This window comes from Paenibacillus sp. FSL K6-2859, from assembly GCF_038008265.1.
Classification (GTDB): domain Bacteria; phylum Bacillota; class Bacilli; order Paenibacillales; family Paenibacillaceae; genus Paenibacillus_AQ; species Paenibacillus_AQ nitricinens.
This window is the reverse complement of sequence record NZ_JBBOYU010000001.1, coordinates 6686361-6705007: the sequence shown is the minus strand read 5'-3', so window position 1 is coordinate 6705007 and position 18647 is coordinate 6686361. Positions and strand designations below refer to the sequence as shown.

Annotated in this window: 13 protein-coding genes and 1 riboswitch; of the genes, 10 read left to right on the top strand and 3 right to left on the bottom strand. The window is 42.7% G+C overall.

Translation table 11 applies throughout. The annotated features are described in order from the left end of the window. The first annotated feature begins 185 nt into the window (after window positions 1-185). Genes MHB64_RS29845 through MHB64_RS29835 form a run of 3 tightly spaced genes read left to right on the top strand, consistent with a single transcriptional unit; the run spans window position 186 to window position 3666 of the window. Window positions 186-929, top strand: coding sequence for a polyphosphate polymerase domain-containing protein (locus tag MHB64_RS29845; protein WP_094868434.1), 744 nt, complete (start codon window positions 186-188; stop codon window positions 927-929). Beyond that, entirely contained in the window at window positions 922-1602 is a 681-nt protein-coding gene (locus MHB64_RS29840; RefSeq protein WP_094875342.1) for a DUF4956 domain-containing protein, read from the top strand. Before MHB64_RS29845 ends, MHB64_RS29840 begins: the two co-directional genes overlap by 8 nt. Window positions 1603-1626: 24 nt before the next feature. Next, a complete protein-coding gene (locus tag MHB64_RS29835; protein ID WP_341135981.1) occupies window positions 1627-3666 on the top strand; it encodes a carbohydrate-binding domain-containing protein in 2040 nt (679 codons plus the stop codon). A 64-nt stretch (window positions 3667-3730) separates the two neighbouring features. On the opposite strand, the gene MHB64_RS29830 is transcribed toward MHB64_RS29835, so the two are convergent. After that, on the bottom strand, window positions 3731-4297 hold the full coding sequence (locus MHB64_RS29830; RefSeq protein ID WP_094868498.1) for a TetR/AcrR family transcriptional regulator: 567 nt from the start codon (window positions 4295-4297) through the stop codon (window positions 3731-3733). 266 nt (window positions 4298-4563) lie between these two features. On the opposite strand from MHB64_RS29830, the gene MHB64_RS29825 reads away from it, so the two are divergent. The 3 genes from MHB64_RS29825 (at window position 4564) to MHB64_RS29815 (ending at window position 7270) form a co-directional block, all read left to right on the top strand. Next, window positions 4564-5325, top strand: a complete 762-nt coding sequence (locus MHB64_RS29825; RefSeq protein WP_042131593.1) for an SDR family oxidoreductase — start codon at window positions 4564-4566, stop codon at window positions 5323-5325. A gap of 120 nt (window positions 5326-5445) precedes the next feature. After that, window positions 5446-6240, top strand: a complete 795-nt coding sequence (locus MHB64_RS29820) for an alpha/beta fold hydrolase (protein WP_341135980.1) — start codon at window positions 5446-5448, stop codon at window positions 6238-6240. Between the two features lie 40 nt (window positions 6241-6280). After that, window positions 6281-7270, top strand: a complete 990-nt coding sequence (locus MHB64_RS29815) for a sensor domain-containing diguanylate cyclase (protein ID WP_094868430.1) — start codon at window positions 6281-6283, stop codon at window positions 7268-7270. A 15-nt stretch (window positions 7271-7285) separates the two neighbouring features. On the opposite strand, the gene MHB64_RS29810 is transcribed toward MHB64_RS29815, so the two are convergent. Beyond that, a complete protein-coding gene (locus tag MHB64_RS29810; protein WP_094868429.1) occupies window positions 7286-8137 on the bottom strand; it encodes a leucine-rich repeat domain-containing protein in 852 nt (283 codons plus the stop codon). 245 nt (window positions 8138-8382) lie between these two features. On the opposite strand from MHB64_RS29810, the gene MHB64_RS29805 reads away from it, so the two are divergent. The 4 genes from MHB64_RS29805 to MHB64_RS29790 all read left to right on the top strand — a co-directional run bounded on the left by MHB64_RS29805 (window position 8383) and on the right by MHB64_RS29790 (window position 16627). Next, window positions 8383-8679 (top strand): helix-turn-helix domain-containing protein, encoded by a 297-nt coding sequence (locus MHB64_RS29805; protein WP_341135979.1) that lies wholly within the window; start codon window positions 8383-8385, stop codon window positions 8677-8679. A 52-nt stretch (window positions 8680-8731) separates the two neighbouring features. Further along, window positions 8732-9733, top strand: a complete 1002-nt coding sequence (locus MHB64_RS29800) for an EAL domain-containing protein (protein ID WP_306440366.1) — start codon at window positions 8732-8734, stop codon at window positions 9731-9733. Between the two features lie 113 nt (window positions 9734-9846). After that, the gene (locus MHB64_RS29795) at window positions 9847-10401 is read left to right on the top strand and encodes a hypothetical protein (RefSeq protein WP_094868427.1); all 555 of its coding nucleotides are present in this window, start codon (window positions 9847-9849) and stop codon (window positions 10399-10401) included. Between the two features lie 168 nt (window positions 10402-10569). Further along, window positions 10570-10656, top strand: a riboswitch (cyclic di-GMP riboswitch). 157 nt (window positions 10657-10813) lie between these two features. Continuing rightward, window positions 10814-16627: an NPCBM/NEW2 domain-containing protein gene (locus MHB64_RS29790; protein ID WP_341135978.1), complete on the top strand. Its 5814-nt coding sequence runs from the start codon at window positions 10814-10816 to the stop codon at window positions 16625-16627. Window positions 16628-16716: 89 nt separating this feature from the next. Here MHB64_RS29790 and MHB64_RS29785 read toward each other — a convergent pair whose 3' ends face one another. Next, window positions 16717-18468 carry a sulfatase-like hydrolase/transferase gene (locus MHB64_RS29785; RefSeq protein ID WP_094868425.1) on the bottom strand — a complete coding sequence of 584 codons (1752 nt, stop codon included), beginning with the start codon at window positions 18466-18468 and terminating at the stop codon, window positions 16717-16719. Window positions 18469-18647 lie beyond the last annotated feature (179 nt).

Here is an 18647-nt window from a genome sequence, read left to right as displayed (position 1 = left end):
GGAATTTTGGAACTGTAGGAGCAATAGCGTCCGCCTTTGTCTGCGAAAGTCCAACATTCACCGCAGTTACGATTTACACCTCTGTTAGTGGGATGTAAAACCATTTAAGATTCATTAAAGGTTTGGGATCTAAGATACATTCATAAGCACAAGAGACAACGATAAACAGAAAGGAATGATCCCATATGGCGATTGAGGTATTCAACCGTTATGAGAACAAATATTTACTGGATAACGAAGCCTACTATAAATTTTATAACCAATTACTTGAATACATGGAGCTAGACGATTTCAACAAGCAGCATGAGTTTTATTCCATAACCAACTTATATTATGATACTGCGCACAATACGCTGATTCGTAACAGTCTTGCGAAGCCGAAGTACAAAGAGAAGCTGCGTTTAAGAGCTTACGGTGTGCCAAATCAAGATACAAAGGTTTATCTGGAAATCAAGAAGAAGGTGTTCGGGCTGGTGAATAAAAGAAGAACGTCGCTCAAATTGGACGAGGCTTATGCTTTTGTTGCCACAGGCAGGGAGCCAGAATTCGAGGACTACATGAACAAACAGGTGATTGAAGAGATTAAATACTTTTTAACGCGATATGAATTGCAGCCTAAAGTGTATCTGTCTTATGACCGCAAAGCGTTGTTTTGTAAAAATAATCGTGATTTAAGAATCACGTTCGATACGAATATCCGAAGTCGGCGGTACGATCTCAAGATGGAGCATGGCGTTTATGGCGAACCATTACTAGAGCCGGGTCAGTGGCTGATGGAAGTAAAGGCTGAAAATACGATTCCGGTCTGGTTAGCAAAAATGCTCTCAGAGCATCAAATGTACCGTACAAGCTTCTCCAAATACGGTAATGAATATAAAAAAATGCTGAAGAACAGTAAAACAGATCGGGGGAGTGCTCTTTATGCTTGATTCATTATTTACCGTAGCAACGAGTACAGAGCTAACGTTTACCAACGCAATTCTAACTATTTTTATAGCTATCGCCCTTGGCGGGATCATTAGCTACACCTATATGAAGACAAATTCCGGCGGGTATTCGCAAAGCTTCACACTCACGATGGTACTGCTGCCCGTAATTGTGGCCATCATCATTCTGCTTATTGGCAGTAATGTTGCCAGAGCCTTCAGTCTTGCCGGAGCATTCTCCATCATTCGGTTCAGAAGTGCGCCTGGCGATCCGAAGGATATCACCTTTGTATTGTTCACCATGGCATCAGGACTTGCCTGCGGGGTAGGTTCTTTCGGATACGCGGTGTTGTTTACCCTTATTCTGTGCGCCCTGATGTTTATTCTTAATCGGACTAATTTTGGGGTAAGAACAACATCGCAAAAAACACTAAAGGTAACTATTCCAGAGAGTCTGGGGTATGAAGAAGCCTTCGCAGAAGTTTTCAATACATTTAATGTAGGGTATGAGCTTAAGAAGATTAGAACGACTGAGCTTGGCAGTTTATATGAACTGGTCTACTCCGTTACGCTGAGTGAGGCTGTGAACCAGAAGGAGTTCCTGGATGCGATCCGTACTCGAAATGGGAATCTAGATCTCTCGTTAACCATGACTCCCACTGTAAATGACTATTAAAATGACCGAAAGGATGGATGGAATATGAAAAATTATATAACAGTCAGTAAAATAGGGATTTTGTTATTGTGTGCGGGACTCATGTCGGCTTGCAGCAATAATAATACAACAGCACAGTCTGAAGCTACGTCGAGTGAATTAACGTTGAGCCAGAGTGGAGCTGCTACTGAAGTACAATTGGCAGGTGCTAAGCTGTCGGACTTGGTAACGTTCGATGAAGACGATTCTAATACAAGTTGGACGGCGGACCAATCCACGGATATTGCCCTGGCTGGCACGAGCGCTGTTGTCGAAGGTGCGGGAGCTGAATCCAAAGATGGGTCAGTGGCGATTATTGCAGCAGGAACCTATGTGCTTTCGGGTAAGCTGAGTGATGGGCAGATCGTAATTAATAATCAGGATGACGGAATTGTACATCTGGTGCTGAACGGTGTGAACATTACGGACAGTGACAGCGCTGCAATTTATATTAAAGAAGCGGGTAAAGTAATCATTACCTTGGAGGACGGAACAGAGAACTCCGTATCGGATGGGGCAACTTATGTCTATGCTGATGACACTACAGATGAGCCTAGTGCAGCTATCTTTAGTAAAGCAGACTTAACAATCAATGGCACAGGGAAGCTGTCTGTTTCTGCTAATTATAATGATGGGATTACAAGCAAGGATGATCTCAAAATCATGAGTGGCATCCTTGAAATTCAGGCTGCTGATGACGGGATTGTCGGTAAAGATCTAGTTGCTGTGCAGGATGGAAGTATCAGCATTACAGCTGAAGGTGACGGAATCAAATCGACCAATGATACCGAAACGGATAAAGGCTTTATTGGTATCACAGCAGGAACGTTTGATATTCAGGCTGGCAATGACGGAATTCAGGCGGAAACTGCACTTGTAATCGATGGCGGAACGTACACCTTGGTTACAGGCGGAGGCAACGAGAATGGTGAAGTGAAGACAGGTGATCCAGGGGCAGGCATGGGCATGAGAGGTAATCGTGGACAAGGAACAGGTGGCCAAGCACCAGGAACAACAGATACATCGACATCAGAAGCAAAGCCAGAGACAATGCCGGAGGCGTCACAGCAGGAAGCGTCAACTACATCAACAACGGCAGAATCCGAAACAGTAAGCACTAAAGGGTTGAAGGCTGGAGGAGATATTAGCGTAAACAACGGAACATTTAACATTGATTCTGCTGATGATGCAGTGCATAGCAATAGCAACATTGCGATAGCCGCTGGAGAATTTAACATCAAAACTGGCGACGATGGAATTCATGCGGATGCCTTGGTGGCGATATCCGGTGGCAAAATTGATATTACGAAGAGCTACGAAGGGATTGAAGGAGCGAACATCGCGATGTCCGGAGGCGAAGCTCACGTAGTCTCTTCTGATGATGGAGTGAATGTTGCAGGAGGTAATGATGAAGTGACTGTAGGAGGTGGCCCTCAGGAGCAGGATCAGTTCAGCGATGCTGCAGCTAATGTACTCACGATTAGCGGAGGAACATTAACGGTCGATGCCACAGGTGACGGATTGGATTCGAACGGCTCTATCGTGATGTCCGGTGGTACAGTAATTGTTAACGGACCTACTAATAGTGGAAACGGCGCTCTCGATTACGATGGCAGCTTTGAACAGAGTGGCGGTACTCTAATAGCCGCGGGAAGCTCGGGTATGGCTCAGGCAACGTCTGACACCTCCAGCCAACATGCAGTCAGCATGACGTTCCCTCAGATCCAGAAGGCCGGAGCATTGGTCCATCTGGAGGATAGCGAAGGAAACACAATCCTAACCTTTGCTCCATCGAAAGATTATCAGTCGCTCGTGATGAGTTCCCCTGATTTGAAAGACGGTGGATCATACACCCTCTACTCGGGAGGTACCTCGACTGGCAGTGAAGCAAATGGATTGTATACGGATGGCGAGTATACTGGAGGAACGAAAGTAGTAACGTTTGAAATCACCAGTAGTGTAACTTGGCTGAATGAATCCGGAGTAACCACCGCGAACACCAATCAAGGCCCAGGTGGCGGTGGTGGTGGAAAAGGAAGACCATAATCTATAAAATGCATATTAAAAGCCACTCCAGCACATTGGAGTGGTTTTTTGGTGGTTGAGATAATTAGTCGCTATTAATAGAGAGCAAATTCTGCTTAATGGGTTGATTTGAAGTCTTTATGATCACATTATGTGAATTAAAAGACAGAATTTGAATCAGCTGCTCGGCCATATGGTTCGCAGTATATTTGAACCCTCCTTTTACCCATTCCATGATTAATCCAAATAGAGCATAGGCCGTATAGCTAGAAAATAATTCGATATTTATATTGTTATTAGTATGATTAACCGCGACTAAGTCCTGCTTGGTTAGCTCCTTTAAGATGTCACAAATCTTATTTTGAAACCCAGGCAGAACATTGGAATTTACAATGATGGTATAAAAATTAGAATAGGAAACGACATGCTCAAAAATTTTGATGCTAGAGGTAGTAAGCTCACTCACCATAAATTTATCGGTATGGAGATAGGGATCTTTATAAGCCTTAATTAAATCCTCCAGCACATCATCAATTAACTCATTCAGAAGTTCTTCTTTGGTTTGATAATGCTTATAGAAGGTTCCACGGTTTAAATCGGCTAGGGTAACAATATCGGTTATCGTAATGGTGCGGAAATTCTTTTTTTCCATGAGTAATATCAATGCATTTTTTAGTTCTTTCCTCGATTTACTTGTTCTTCGATTTTTAAGCAACAGAAGACCACCTAACTGTCTATTTTCTAACCCTATTTCAACACAATCCTGCTTTATATTTATTTATGAACATTTGGTGTCCCGTTTGTATATTGATAGTTAAATTGCAGATGATTAAACTTAAGTAGAATAAATTTTAATCGTTTTAGAGATTTTATATATTAATACTTACATTATAGATAAACGTAAAGGAGACTTCCAACATGAAACTTCAAGACAGAGTTGCAGTTGTTACCGGAGCAGCATCGGGTATGGGGAAATCTATCGCAGAGTTGTACGCTAAAGAAGGTGCTAAAGTAATAGTAGCCGATCTTAACTTGGAAGGTGCGGAACAAGTCGCAGCAGGAATCGTTAGTAATGGTGGAGTAGCTAAGGCGTTAAAAGTAAACGTTGCTCTAGTCGAAGATATCAATAACATGATTGATACCGCAGTAAATGAATATGGAACGCTAGATATACTAGTGAATAATGCGGGTATTATGGATGGATTTGAGCCAGTTGGTGATATTAATGATGAGAGATGGGATCTTATCTTTGACATCAATACCAAAAGTGTAATGCGGTCCACACGTAAAGCGCTACCTATTTTCCTCGAAAAAGGAAAGGGCGTTATTGTGAATACCGCTTCTACAGGTGGCGTAAGTGGTGCTCATGCTGGAGCAACTTATACTGCCTCCAAACATGCAGTAGTAGGCTTGACAAAAAATACAGCTTTTATGTATGCCAACAAAGGCATTCGTTGTAATGCCATCGCACCAGGAGCTACTGCCACTAACATTAGTGCTTCTATGAAAAATATTAATGAGTTCGGCATGAGCCGTACTCAACTTACACAGGCTGTAATTCCTCGGGTGGGTTCACCCGAAGAAATCGCACAAGTTGCGTTGTTCCTGGCTTCCGATGACTCCAGTTTTGTAAACGGAGCAGTCCTCGCTGCCGATGCGGGATGGACTTCTGCATTCTAAAATTAGATAGCATAAAAACTCCGCTAGAGATTACTCTAGCGGAGTTTTTTATGCGCTTGATATTTCCAGGCCAACCCTTCAAAATAGAGAGAATGCTAACTATAAAGGGAGTTATATGAAATGAACGATGTTAGGGCGCGGAATCACGTGAAAGTGATTGGAGAAGGAGAACGAACCATTGTTTTTGCACATGGATTTGGGTGTGACCAGAGCATGTGGCAGTTTATTACGCCCTCTTTTGAGAAGAAATATCGAATCGTTCTATTTGATTATGTAGGCTCAGGTAACTCTGATTTAAGTGCATATACAACAGATAAATATCATACGCTCCACGGCTATGTACAGGATGTATTGGATGTCATCGAAACGTTGGAACTCAAAGATATTATTTTTATAGGTCATTCGATTAGCTCTATGATCGGGATGCTGGCTTCGATTGAGCGGCCGGATTATTTTGATAAAATGATTATGATAGGTCCTTCTTCATGTTATTTAAATGAGGGGAATACTTATTTCGGAGGCTTCGAGAAAAGTGATATTACTGAGCTTCTGGAGATGATGGAGATGAATTTCGCTGGCTGGGCTAGCTTTATGGCACCTCTTGCTATGAACAACCCTGACCCGGTGTTAACGAAAGAGCTGGAGCGCAGCTTTATCTCGGCAGATCCTGTTATTGCAAGGGAATTTGCAGAAGTTACGTTCTTTTCAGATCATAGGGAAGATCTACCTAAGGCTACAATCCCTACACTTATTCTACAATGCTCGGATGACAGTATCGTACCTATAGCGGCTGGAGAATATCTACATAAACACTTGAATAATAGTACCTTCCGTTTAATGGAGTCTAAAGGGCATTACCCACACATTAGCCATCCTGAGGAGACCATCACTTTAATTAATGAATATCTTACGTAAGCTAGATGAGATTATGCTGTGTTGAAAGGATATTTAGATCATGGATGACCGATTAAGATATGCGCCTTGTGGCTATGTTTCTATTACCCATGAAGGAATAATCAAGGATGTAAATCAGACGTTTTTGGACCGTATGGGGTATAAACAGGTTGATTTGGTGCATAAGCATTTTGAATCTATCATGTCTACGGCAAACAAGCTTATTTTTCATTCATACTTCTATCCTTTTATTAATCTTAATGGACAGGTGGAAGAGTTATTTATAAATCTGAAAGATAGTGATGGTAAAGCGGTTCCCTATTTATTGAATGGCAGAAGGCTCGAGTGTGAAGGTGTAGAGGTCATTGATTGTATCCTGGTACAGATGGGAAAACGTATTGACTATGAGCTGGAGCTTCGGTCTGCCAAGAAGCAAATAGAAGTGGCTTATTGGGAAAAGGATCAGGCGCTTGCCGAGCTCAAGCGAATTCATTTAGAAATTGAACAGAAACAAGCCGAGCTGCTGGAGATGAATGCCGTTTTAGTAGAGTTATCTAATACAGATAAGCTGACTGGGCTGAAGAATAGAAGGTTTCTTCAAGAGAAGCTGGAAGAGCAAATTGTAGGGTACGGCCAAGTTCAAACAGCATTTTCGCTGTGTATTATAGATATTGATCATTTTAAAAAAGTGAACGACACCTATGGGCATCAGACAGGTGACTATGTGCTGGAGAAAATGGCGAGTATCTTGAAACTGCAATCTCGTAAAGAGGATATTGCGGCTAGATATGGCGGTGAGGAATTCATACTTCTTTTACCTAATACAGACATCTCGGAGTCAAGGACTATAGCTGAGAATTTACGGCAGTCTATCGCGTATTCAACTTGGGAAATGGGCCGGATAACGGTGAGCATTGGTGTAGCTACATTTATTCCAGCCGATTCAGAAAACACCCTGCTGCAAAAAGCTGATCAAGCGCTCTATGCCTCTAAAGAACAGGGGAGAAACCGCGTTACCCACTTCATAGATTTGAATGAAAAGCTTCTTTAACAGGGGGCTTTTTTGTTATTTATAAACGATACATCCTCTTTGCTCTAATTGCTCTAAAATGTCTGTTTCCTTCAAGCTGTGATTCCATCGGAGATCCAGTTTCTCTAATCGTTCTAGTTGTAGAAGGGAATTCGGAATTTCTTGCAGGTTATTATCTCTTAGGTCAAGCTCAACAAGGCTGCTTAATTGACCTATTTGCTCAGGCAGCTGATTCAGTTTATTTTTTCGAAGGTTCAGTTTTCTTAACTTGCTTAGTTTACCGATAGATGAAGGTAGTTCAGTGATTCGATTATCATTTAAATCAAGTATCCGAAGTTCTTCTATAGCACCCAAATGCTCGGGTAACAAGACCAGTTGATTACCATACAGATGGATCTCTCTTAGCCCTTTTATTTGTGTGATTGAATCTGGCAGACTTTCTAGCTGATTGTAATATAGCCGCAATTCAATTAGACTGCTCATTGCGCCTAAAAGAGTAGGCAGTTGCTTGAGATTATTATCTGTTACATTCAGATACTTGAGTTTCTGGAGATTACAAAGCTGCTCCGGCAGCTGCTCGAACTGATTATTACTTAGGTATAGAAAAGAATCCAACCCCCGTAGTTCTCCAATACTCTCCGGCAATACCTTGAGTTGATTATGGCCTAAATCAAGCATTCTTAAGTGAACTAAACGACCGATGTTCTCGGATAACCGTTCGATGTCATTACCCGCATAATTTAGTACCTCTAATTCATCATGAAGGAAGAGTTGATCGGGAATCTCTTTAATATGGTTGTTGTACATGCTCAGTTCTAGTAGAGGATTGCTCTCAAACACGATCTCTGGCGTTTCTGTAAGTCCTTTTCCGTCAAAATTATATCTCATAGAAGGTTCTCCTTTGTTATTGGTATTGGCAATCGTTACGATAGAATATAACAGGATAATGATTTATTATCTGTATGTTGGTATACAAAACTATGGCGTGTTTTAGAAAGGAATAATGAGATGGAAGCTTCTTTTTGGAAAAGGGGATTTCTTTGGCGATCTGGAAGTGATCCGTCCCTCCAATGCAAGAGTGATATCAGCGGTGGCGATGAACGATACACTACCCGTTAGTTAAGGAACAATTGATGCTGCTGCAAATGGATCGTTTATTTTTATCGAATCGGTTATTACCCGAAATGAAATTTCATGCTGCGAGAGCGCGTGCAATTTTTACTCTAAGAAGACTATACCAAATATTCGGGATAGAGGAGCAAGGTGAGATGAGGATTAATCTCCGGCTGACCCATCAGCAGTTCGCGGATATAATCGGAACGCTCAGGGAGACGGCTACCCTTGTGCTTAAAGATCTGCAAGAGCAAAAGATTATTGAGATTCAACATCAACAGTTAACCGTGTTAGACCCGTCGTACTTACTGGAGTAAACGGATTTTGATTGAGAATAGTAGTTCTGGGATCTTTTTAAGAGAGTCGAAGATGAAAGGGGTTATGAATGTGGCTTGTAATCATTGTGTAGTAAGAGAACTGAATTTTGAAATTAAGGCTCATGGCGAGCTTAATCTAAGGATGTTACCTGAGGTTATTCATCATTTGAGTAGAAGCAATACGATACATAAGGTAGAAGAAAATGTGATTACGATTAAAGAGGCTGGGGCGCGGGATTTTCTGGATTTCTGTAATGATCATATGGCGTCGAAGCAGATTGAATTCCGTATAGATGACCAAACATGGAGACCTCTATCCGAGATGCCCACTGTACTTGATATGGAGTGGATTGATGAGGTTATCACTAAGGGGTTAGTGATTTGTCACTTCCAGCCAATCGTGAATGCAAAGGAAGAGATTTTTGCATACGAGGTCTTATCCAGATTTAAAAAAGAAGATGGAGCCCTTATCTATCCTAATGAGATCTTTACGGCGGCACGCAATCGTGGCCGTTTATATGCTTTAGACCGGTTATGTAGAATGACTGCTGTAAAATGTGCTGCACCCTTAAATAAAAAAACGTTTATTAATTTTATCCCAACGTCGATCTACGCTCCAGAGTTCTGCCTAAGATCAACAGTTGAATTGGCCAATCAATTAGGCGTAGATCCCTCTCTTTTTGTCTTTGAAGTTGTTGAGACGGAGAAAGTGGATGACCTTGCTCATTTGAAAGCTATTTTGACATATTACAAGGATCGGGGATTTGAATACGCTCTAGATGATGTTGGCGAAGGCTTCAGCACAATCGAGATGTTATTGGCACTTAAACCCCATTACATGAAGCTGGATATGAAATATGTTCAGGGTGTGTCTAGTGATCCGAGCAAACAGAAAGTAGCAGAACAGTTTTTAGAAAAGGCATTAGAAATCCAATCCGTTCCCTTAGCAGAAGGAGTGGAATTTAGAGAGGACTTTGAATGGCTTAAGCAGAGTGGTTATCAGTTGTTTCAGGGATATTTATTTGGAAAACCTGACCCTATTCCCAAACAGTGATCCTAATGAGTAGATCTCCGTCTAGAGGATGAGATGAATTCAGGTCAGAGTCTGATTACAGGTGAGCCCCGGGGCTGTACAATTTAGGTAATTGAGAAGGGGGGCGGATGAATATGGAATGGCATAAATACATCACACGTTGGGCAGATTCCAGGGGCTGGGAAGGGCGAGAGATTGATTATCAGTGGCCTTCTCCCTCATTTCCAGTGGTAAGTATTCGCAGCAATTTAGGTCGCTACTCTGGTCAGGGTTATGGCAGCAGACCTCGTGTGAAGACAGCTGTTGGATTAATTGCTATTGGAGATATAGCTGTAGGCTTGATTTCCATAGGTGCGATAAGCGTAGGGGTACTATCCGTGGGTGCAATATCACTAGGAATGTGGTTAGCACTTGGAGCGATAGCACTTAGCTGGCTTGGCTTCGCAGCTGGGGCGATTGCTATTGCAGGAGTGGCTGTAGGAGCGATCGCGATAGCCGAAAAAGCGTTAGGTGCTGTCGCCATAGGGGATACGGCATTTGGAGCGGTAGCCATAGGACGGATTGCTGGGGGAGCCGTAGCTATTGGACAATGGGCATATGGTCTAATCGCGGTTGGCGAGCATGGCTTTGGGTTAATTCCGATCACAGGTGATGTGTGGAATTGGTTTCGGCGACTATTTGGAGGTTGAACGCTCCTCCAGTCCTAAAGTATCACTCTTCGTCTGGGACAGTTGATAAATAATATCGATCAGTTAGAGGAAATTGATTGCAATTACCTATGTCGATCAAATATCAATTTCATACCAAATAATCATGCAATAAGATGCATAGTTATGTTAACCTTTGTAATGTAATCGAAACTTCATAGGCAAACCTATGGAAATGTAGGGACGCAAAGCTATAGGGACTAAGGTTATCACGACTATTGTCAGCCAGCTGCCAAAGAGTGTATAACGCTTTTTGTTTTTAAGGTTTAATAAAAATTAAGTCTTAATTTTTATGCAACTTTAGCTGCAATCAAGCTACTCTTTCGGGGTAGTTTTTTTTGTGCCCATTTTTAGGCATTGAAGAGATTTATATTACATCTGGGGGGTAGAAAAGATGAAAAAAATGATTGCAATCGCTACATCGGCAGCCATGTTAGCTAGCTTTTCGAGTGAGGCAGGTTATGCTTTAGCAAGTGATGTAAGCAAGGTAACTGTAGTGAACACTGTAGTACAAAGCAAGGCTGACCTAATAAGCAATGCGTCAGTTATTCCGTTTGATCTGTACGGCAAGGCTATCCTAGGCGCTTATAATGATGTTTTTAGAATGAATCCTGCGAATATTAAATCCATTACCAATAACGGTGGTAACTACTCAGGTTCACCTATAGCTAAGGCTATTGATGGCGATATGAGTACGCATTGGGAAACGGGCAAACCGAATAGTTCAACGTTTACGAATGAGGTTGTCTTTGTATTCAATGAGTCCACTGAATTAAATAGAATCGTATATGCTGCAAGACAATCCAGCGCAAAGGGTAAGGGGTTTGCCCAGGAATTTGATATTTATGGCTCAACAACGGATGCAGGCGATTATACGCTAGTATCCTCTGGAGAATATAAAGGCTCAACAGGTGACGTAGTAGAGGTGCAGTTTGACAGGGCAACCTTTAAGAGACTTAAATTTGTCTTCAAAAAAGCTAACCAAGATTGGGCGAGTGCGGCTGAGTTTTCTTTTTACAAAGAAGATGCCGTATCCGCTAAAATGAAAAATTTATTCACAGATGACAGCTTGAGTCAAGTTAGCGCAGCATTTAATACGATGGAGAAATTAACGGCTTTAGAACAAGAAGTGCAGACACATCCACTGTACGCGCAGTTTCAAGCAGATATAGAGAATGCAAAAGTACTTCTGGAGAATCATCAAATAGAGGCAACAGCGGCTAAGGTTTCGAAGCTAAAAGGCTATGGTACAGCATATGAAAATGCCTATAGCGAAGCTTATAGAATGCCCAACTCAAACGTATCAAAAGTAACGGTGAACGGCGGAAGCTACCCAGGTACGAAACCGGAATACATGCTCGATGACCAACCGAATACACACTGGGAAACCAATAAAAACAATGACGACAGCTTCACGAATGAAGTTGTGTTTGAGTTAGCGCAAGCGAAAGTATTAGATAGAGTGGCTTTCCTGGCTAGAGATAACCGCAAAGGCTTCCCAGAGGCTTTTCAAATTTATGCATCAGAAACAAGTAAGGGAGAGACCTTCCAGCTCGTATCTAGCGGAACCGCGAATAGTACGAATGACTTTCTGGAGTTTAAATTTGAACCTACGAAGTTTAAAAGATTGAAATTCAAGTTCACAAAAGCCAATATCAACAGACCCTTTGCAGCCGAATTTAGATTTTATACAGAGGATAAAGTAAGTGAAGCTGTAAATGGTATTTTCACAGATGGCACGATGAGTGCGGTTGTTCCCGCTTATAATAGCGTCGAAGCAATCAACGAATTAGAAGAAGCGGCAAAAGTACATCCGCTCTATCCAATCCTGAAGGATTCTTTGGATTTAGCTAAGAAGCTAGTGAATGGTGAAATTCAAACCGAAGGCACCATCATTGAGTCGGAACAACGTGGAGATATGAAAAAGCATGCGCAAGAAAACCTGAGAATTGGTTTCGGTACGAACAACCAGCCTACAGGTCTCGTTGCAATGCCTGGAGATACAATCAACGTTTATGTGGACGCAGCTTCGAGCGATAAATTGCCTTCTTTAGTCTTTTCTCAACAAGAGGCGGCTTGGAACGTTTGGGCTAGCAGTGTGAAATTGCGTCCAGGTAAAAACACAATAACCGTTCCTGAATTTGCGACGAATAGTTATTATGCACATGAAGTGACTAAGGGCGGTACAGTGTATATCGTCAATCCATATACAGCGGAGGAACAAGGTAAAGCACCTATGATCCGGTTCGAGGGGCTTACCAAGATCCCTATGATGACTAAGATTACAGATCCTGAACAATTCAAAGCCTTCTTAACCACCTATAAACAAAAAATAGATGAAGATAAGGCAGCGCATCCGAATGTTCAAGATCGCAAGCTCATTGATGTGGTGGAAATGGTCAGCGATCATGTTATTTTCACAGGCACTGCGACAGAAGCTTATAACATGTTTATTACGCAAGGAAATGATCCGCTGGGTACCGTAACCGGCTATGATACTTGGATGAAGACGATCTTTGACTTCTATGGCTTGGATGGCAGTAGTGTGATTCATGATGCCAAGCTAATTCGTGAGAATATCCGATTGATGCAGCCTTATGGTGCGATGTATGCAGCGGGGGACCATACAGGGATACAACTTGGAACCGTGGGGACAATGTTAGGTGATTTTAACAAAGTCTATCCAGGCTGGGGATTGAATCATGAAATAGGGCATCGCTTGGCGATGGGCGAACGAGAATATGGTGAAGTAACCAATAATATGGTGTCTATGCTGATGTCAGTCTATGCGGACTCGATGGATACTCGTATTCCTTTTGAAAGTGATATATATAAATATGTAATCGAAGAAAATAAAGTGGTTATGAATCAGCAGGGCTTATTTGCACAGCTTGGTGCCTATTGGCAGTTAGAATTGGCGCATCCGGGTTACTGGACAGAACTGACCAAGCTGTACCGCGAGCGGAAGGTCTCCCTTCCGAACGGCGACAATTCCAAGCAGCAGTATTTGGTGGAGTTCTCCTCTGAAGTGCTGGGGTTAGACTTAAGTAGCTATTTTGCCAGACATGGCTTCACTGTGAATCCTGAAACAAAAGTGAAGTTAGCTAAATATCCAGCACCGAAAAAGCTCTGGTATTTAAACAATTCAGTGGTTCATTATGAAGGAACAGGAATAGCAGATAAGAATGTTGCGATAAAGGTTAATATCACGCCTAACACTACTGCTAAATCGAACACACTAAGCTTCAGTATGGATACGGATCTTAAGAAAGATTTCTTAGGTTATGAGGTGTATAGAGACGATAAGTTAGTAGGGTTTACAGGGACTGACCAGTTCGTGGATACGAATGTAGATAACAGCATCAATTATACGTACAAGATCGTTGGTTATGATAAGAAGCTGAACCCACTGAAGCCGGTACAGGTTAAAGCCTTCAAGCCAGCGTTATCTGTTGAAGATCAAATCACGTTAAAGCTTAATCAAGCTTTTGATCCGATGAACTATGTAAAAGCGACTAACTATCAAGGAAACGATATTACGGCTAATGTCACCCTGAAAGCAAATACCGTTGATGTAACGCAAAAAGGCGACTACGAAGTGGTGTATGAAGTGAAGAACGAAGGGGTTACAGAAACCAAAACAACACTGGTTACGGTAACGAGTGACTATGCTTATCTTTCGGATCTTAATGCCAAGTCAGTCGTTGTTGGTTGGGGTGAATTAAAGAAAGATAAAGCCGTTTCTGGTGGAATCATCAGCCTTGTTCGACAAGGGCTAGCTGCAACCTATGCCAAGGGAATCGGTGTACATGCGAACTCTGAAGTTGTTTATGATATTGAGGGTATAGGTTATGACTTCTTTGAAAGCTACATCGGGATCGATCAAGCGATGAAAGGAAAGCCATCCTCTGCAACCTTTGAAGTGTATGTAGATGGAGAGAAGAAATTCGCGAGTGATGTTTTCCGGGCAGGGACAGAGCATGAATTTGTGAAAATACCTGTGACAGGTGCGCGCGAAGTGAAGCTGGTTACCACAGATGCTACAGATGGCAATGCTTCAGATCATACGGTATGGGCCGATGCGAAGTTTACGAATACTTCAAGTAAGCCGACCATCACAGTGCCGGAAGAGACAACTTTCGTTCAGTTGAATAGTGAATTTGATATTTTGACTGATGTCATAGCCGTTGATAAGGAAGATGGTAACTTGATTGGAGCCGTTGAGGTAAACCCGAATGGTTTCACTTCAAGTAAAACAGGCACTTACACCGTCGAACTGTCAGTTACAGACCGGGATGGGAATACAGCTGTGCAGACCCGAAAGATCGTTGTGTACAGCGCTAGTAAATACTTGAGTGATACAGCTTGGCAGTCGGCAAGAACGGATTATAATGTGGTTCGTAAGGATAAGGCAAGTTCTAACAATCCGATTAAACTACTTGTAAATGGCGTAACCAAAGAATTTACGAAGGGCTTAGGAACGCATGCTAACTCTGAAATTGTGTATAATCTGGCGGGTGCTAATTTCGAATATTTTGAAACATGTGTAGGGGTTGACCGAAATATCCCAGAGCAAAATAATTCTAGTGTGATCTTCAAAATCTTTGCCGATGGGGCAGAAGTATATAATAGCGGACTGATGAAATTTGGCACGGAAGCTAAAATAGCTCGAATCCCTGTGAAGGGTGTAAATGAATTGAAATTGGTATTAGATAATGCAGGTAACGGAAATGCATCAGATCACGGTGATTTTGCGGATGCGAAGTTTATGATTCTGAACAGTACGCCGGAGCTTACGATCCCTAAACCTGTATCCACCAAAGTGGGGCAAGCCATAGCCATAAATGAAAGCTATTCGGCAACGGATTCAGAAGATGGTGACTTAACGGCTCAAGTAAAGGTTACGGGTGAAGATCAGGTTAAATTCAACAAAGCTGGAAAGTATCCGATCACTTATATGGTAACCGATAGTGATGGAAATACGACCACGAAGACTAGAACTATAGCCGTAGTAGACATGACGGATTTTACGTATCTGACGGATTACGACTGGAACTCTACTCAGAACAGCTTTACCGCACCTTTGAAGGACAAATCTGTTAGTGCCAATACGCTGAGATTAACAGATAAGGGCAATCAAGTGGTGTCTTACGAGAGAGGGATTGGAGCGCACTCCAACTCGACGATTGTATACGATCTAAGCGATAAGAACGCGGACTACTTCACTTCCTATGTGGGTGTAGATCGGCAAATGTACGGTACGGTTGGTTCGGTGAGCTTCGAAGTGTTCGTCGATGGAGAGAAGAAGTTTGATAGTGGACTTATGAACTCCAGAGATCCACAGAAATTTATCGAGTTAGATGTTAATGGAGCCCAAGAGCTGAAGTTAGTCGTTACAGACGGTGGAAATGGCAACGGATCTGACCATGCTACATGGGGGGGGACCAAACTACATTTCGCGAATGGAGATCACCTATTCACTGGAGATCTGGAACAAGCGATTGCTGTGGCGAAAGCAATTTCTCTTGAAGGTTTCACAGCCGAGAGTATTGCGGTGTTTACGGCCAGTCTCTCGGGTGCAGAAGCAGCTTTGGCTAATCCTTCGGTCACACAAAGTGAGGTAGATGCAGCCGCAGCGGCGTTACAACAGGCAGCAGAGGGTCTCACCGAAATAGACCTTACGCAAGAAATCACGATTGCAGACCCATATTTAAGTGCCTCAATTAAGGCCGCACTAGGCGTATCTGGACAGCTAACGCTAGGGGACATGTATAAACTTACGACGTTAACGAGCGTAACTGGAAGAGCTAAATCTTTGGAAGGTCTTCAGTATGCTAAGAACTTAGAAACACTTAATATTGCTGGAAATGAAATTACGGATTTCTCTCCACTACAAGGATTGACTAAACTGACTAGCTTATTGGCCGACCCACAAGTGATTGAGATAGCACAATTAGAGGGTCCTGTAGTTGAATTGACCAATCTGGTGAAAGGGCTCGATGGCAGTAAAGTAATTCCTAGTTCAGCAGGGGTTAGAAACACTGGGACATTTAAAGAAATTATGTTTGATATGAATGAATGGGCAGCTAATCCAGAGGTGTTCACCCTAGATCTATCGAACGAAGAGAAGGGAACTTACATGCTAGGGGTAACTTATCAAGTTGCAGGTAATCTCGTGCAATTGATTTCTTTTATTAATAATCCTTAAATTCATAGGCACAGGAAAACAGGCAAATTGTGGTGTATTCAACCATGACTCGCCTGTTTTTTATTGAGTTTATCTAATAAGCCTCACTTTTATTTGGTGGCCGTCTGGGTAGGCGTTAAGCGCTTTTGGCTCCGCTGCTCTGCTAGTAGATGGTTCATCCATTGCTGAATACTTCTGCTCTGCACTGTTGCTAGGGTGGTGTGAGCAAGGTTGCGAGCTTCTAAAGGATCTTCAGTTAAGTTGTAGAGCTCAAACTCCTCAGGTACGGGTACTGTTTTAACTTTTGTAGTCCATTCACCGGGTTTTCCCTCCACAGGCTGGAGCGTGACATCCTGTACCCCGGGCTCACTCCAAAACTTAGGATTATCGAAATAGCGGGAAAATTTCCATAGCTCTGTCCGACCCTTTCTTTGGAGATACGTTAGAATCGTTTCAATATGGTTCGGCTGAACGACGGAGGAATAGGGTTCTCCCAAGGGATTTGTCTGATGCTGGCCGCGAGTCACATCATCGTCGGTCATGAAATAGACGGGGGCATCAGCAATCGCAGAGGAATCGTGCCCCAGTATCTGAGGTGCAAGATTACGGCCCACAAAAGGGCGGGCATCACTGAATCTATTTTGCATACGGCTCTGAAGGTTTGTGATGTCCAGATTGGCGAGCCCCAGCATAGTAGGAATCAGATCTACATGGCTTGTTAGGGCATGGGCATCCTGAGATTTGGGAAATAAGCGTCTATTATGGATGAGAAAAGGGACATGTAGAAATTCTTCGTAGGCAGAGTACCATTTTTGATGGAGATCGCCATGAGCTCCTAATAAATCTCCGTGATCGGAAGTAAAGATGACGATGGTATTGTCATAGAAAGAAGAGCGAGTTAGAGTCTCGAAGATCTTTCGCATTTGAAGGTCCGCGTTTTTTTGAAGTTGATAATACAGTTGGCGATAAAAAGGCTGGTCAATAATAGGCTGCAAGGCTTTTGGATAGAGGTCCCGGTAGCTGGCTTGGCAGCGCGGCTTGGTAGCTAATGATTCATTTTGCGTCGGAGAGGGAGCAACCTCAGGCATAGGCTCGACCTCAAACCTAAAATTAGGCAAATGTGCAGTGAGGGCTCCGTATAGAACAATATCATGTGGATTTACAAGGGAAGAGACGAGAAGCCAGGGTGGAGCGTTGTTGTTCTGGTTTTTTTGGCGATCCAGTGCTTGAATGATTTCTACAGTTTCTGCACCATATACCTCGTCGCGTCCACTTAATCCGATCGCGGCTGAGGAAGCAGAGTTTCGCGGATTTTTTCCAATCGGATCAGGTCCCACCCAACCAGAGAACCCAAAGTTATCTAAACGGTTCGCTCGTAAATAAATTTCTTCAAGCTGCCTGTCAGGGACGCCAGTCACCGAATTATAGCTGGGCAAGCTGTCATGGGTACCGGGAATGATAATATCCTCATTGGAGATATGCCACTTCCCTTTATAGTGGGTTTGGTAACCGGCTTCCCGGAAGTAGTCACCCATTGTAGGTACAGTGTTACTATCCAGCCAAAACATATTGGAATCAAAGGATTCTTTGGCAATTCCTACTGTTTGACTGACACCATGGAGCGAAGGATAGTGACCTGTAAACAGGGTTGCCCGGCTGGGACAGCAGGCCGTAGTTCCGATGTAGTGTCTGTGGAACTCAAGGCTATGGGATTTTAATAATTGCTGTGTGACTAGATTCTGACGTCGCCATTCTCTGATTTCGGGATGTTCATATATGGGGGCATATCGCTCCTCATCTACGAGAATAACAAGAAAATTGGGCCTCTCTAAACGGCGTGATGATCCTGTAGTGCCACTCATGGCAAACACATCCTTGATTAGATTATTTACTTAGATTATGTGGGTTGACTCCAAAACAGTAGCCTATCAGGAAGACCTTTTTAAAGTTTGTTTTGCAAAAAAAATCCAATTTGTCATATGACAAAAGAAATGACAACGCTCACTATAAGCAGACTATTCTTTTCACTATACTTAATCAG

Bases quoted from the DNA above. Each gene is read 5' to 3' on its own strand.
- MHB64_RS29795 (WP_094868427.1), top strand. From the start codon at position 9,847: ATGGAATGGCATAAATACATCACACGTTGGGCAGATTCCAGGGGCTGG.
- MHB64_RS29800 (WP_306440366.1), top strand. From the start codon at position 8,732: ATGAAAGGGGTTATGAATGTGGCTTGTAATCATTGTGTAGTAAGAGAA.
- MHB64_RS29810 (WP_094868429.1), bottom strand. From the start codon at position 8,137: ATGAGATATAATTTTGACGGAAAAGGACTTACAGAAACGCCAGAGATC.
- MHB64_RS29830 (WP_094868498.1), bottom strand. From the start codon at position 4,297: ATGGAAAAAAAGAATTTCCGCACCATTACGATAACCGATATTGTTACC.
- MHB64_RS29835 (WP_341135981.1), top strand. From the start codon at position 1,627: ATGAAAAATTATATAACAGTCAGTAAAATAGGGATTTTGTTATTGTGT.
- MHB64_RS29785 (WP_094868425.1), bottom strand. From the start codon at position 18,468: ATGAGTGGCACTACAGGATCATCACGCCGTTTAGAGAGGCCCAATTTT.
- MHB64_RS29840 (WP_094875342.1), top strand. From the start codon at position 922: ATGCTTGATTCATTATTTACCGTAGCAACGAGTACAGAGCTAACGTTT.
- MHB64_RS29825 (WP_042131593.1), top strand. From the start codon at position 4,564: ATGAAACTTCAAGACAGAGTTGCAGTTGTTACCGGAGCAGCATCGGGT.
- MHB64_RS29805 (WP_341135979.1), top strand. From the start codon at position 8,383: ATGCTGCTGCAAATGGATCGTTTATTTTTATCGAATCGGTTATTACCC.
- MHB64_RS29845 (WP_094868434.1), top strand. From the start codon at position 186: ATGGCGATTGAGGTATTCAACCGTTATGAGAACAAATATTTACTGGAT.
- MHB64_RS29820 (WP_341135980.1), top strand. From the start codon at position 5,446: ATGAACGATGTTAGGGCGCGGAATCACGTGAAAGTGATTGGAGAAGGA.
- MHB64_RS29815 (WP_094868430.1), top strand. From the start codon at position 6,281: ATGGATGACCGATTAAGATATGCGCCTTGTGGCTATGTTTCTATTACC.
- MHB64_RS29790 (WP_341135978.1), top strand. From the start codon at position 10,814: ATGAAAAAAATGATTGCAATCGCTACATCGGCAGCCATGTTAGCTAGC.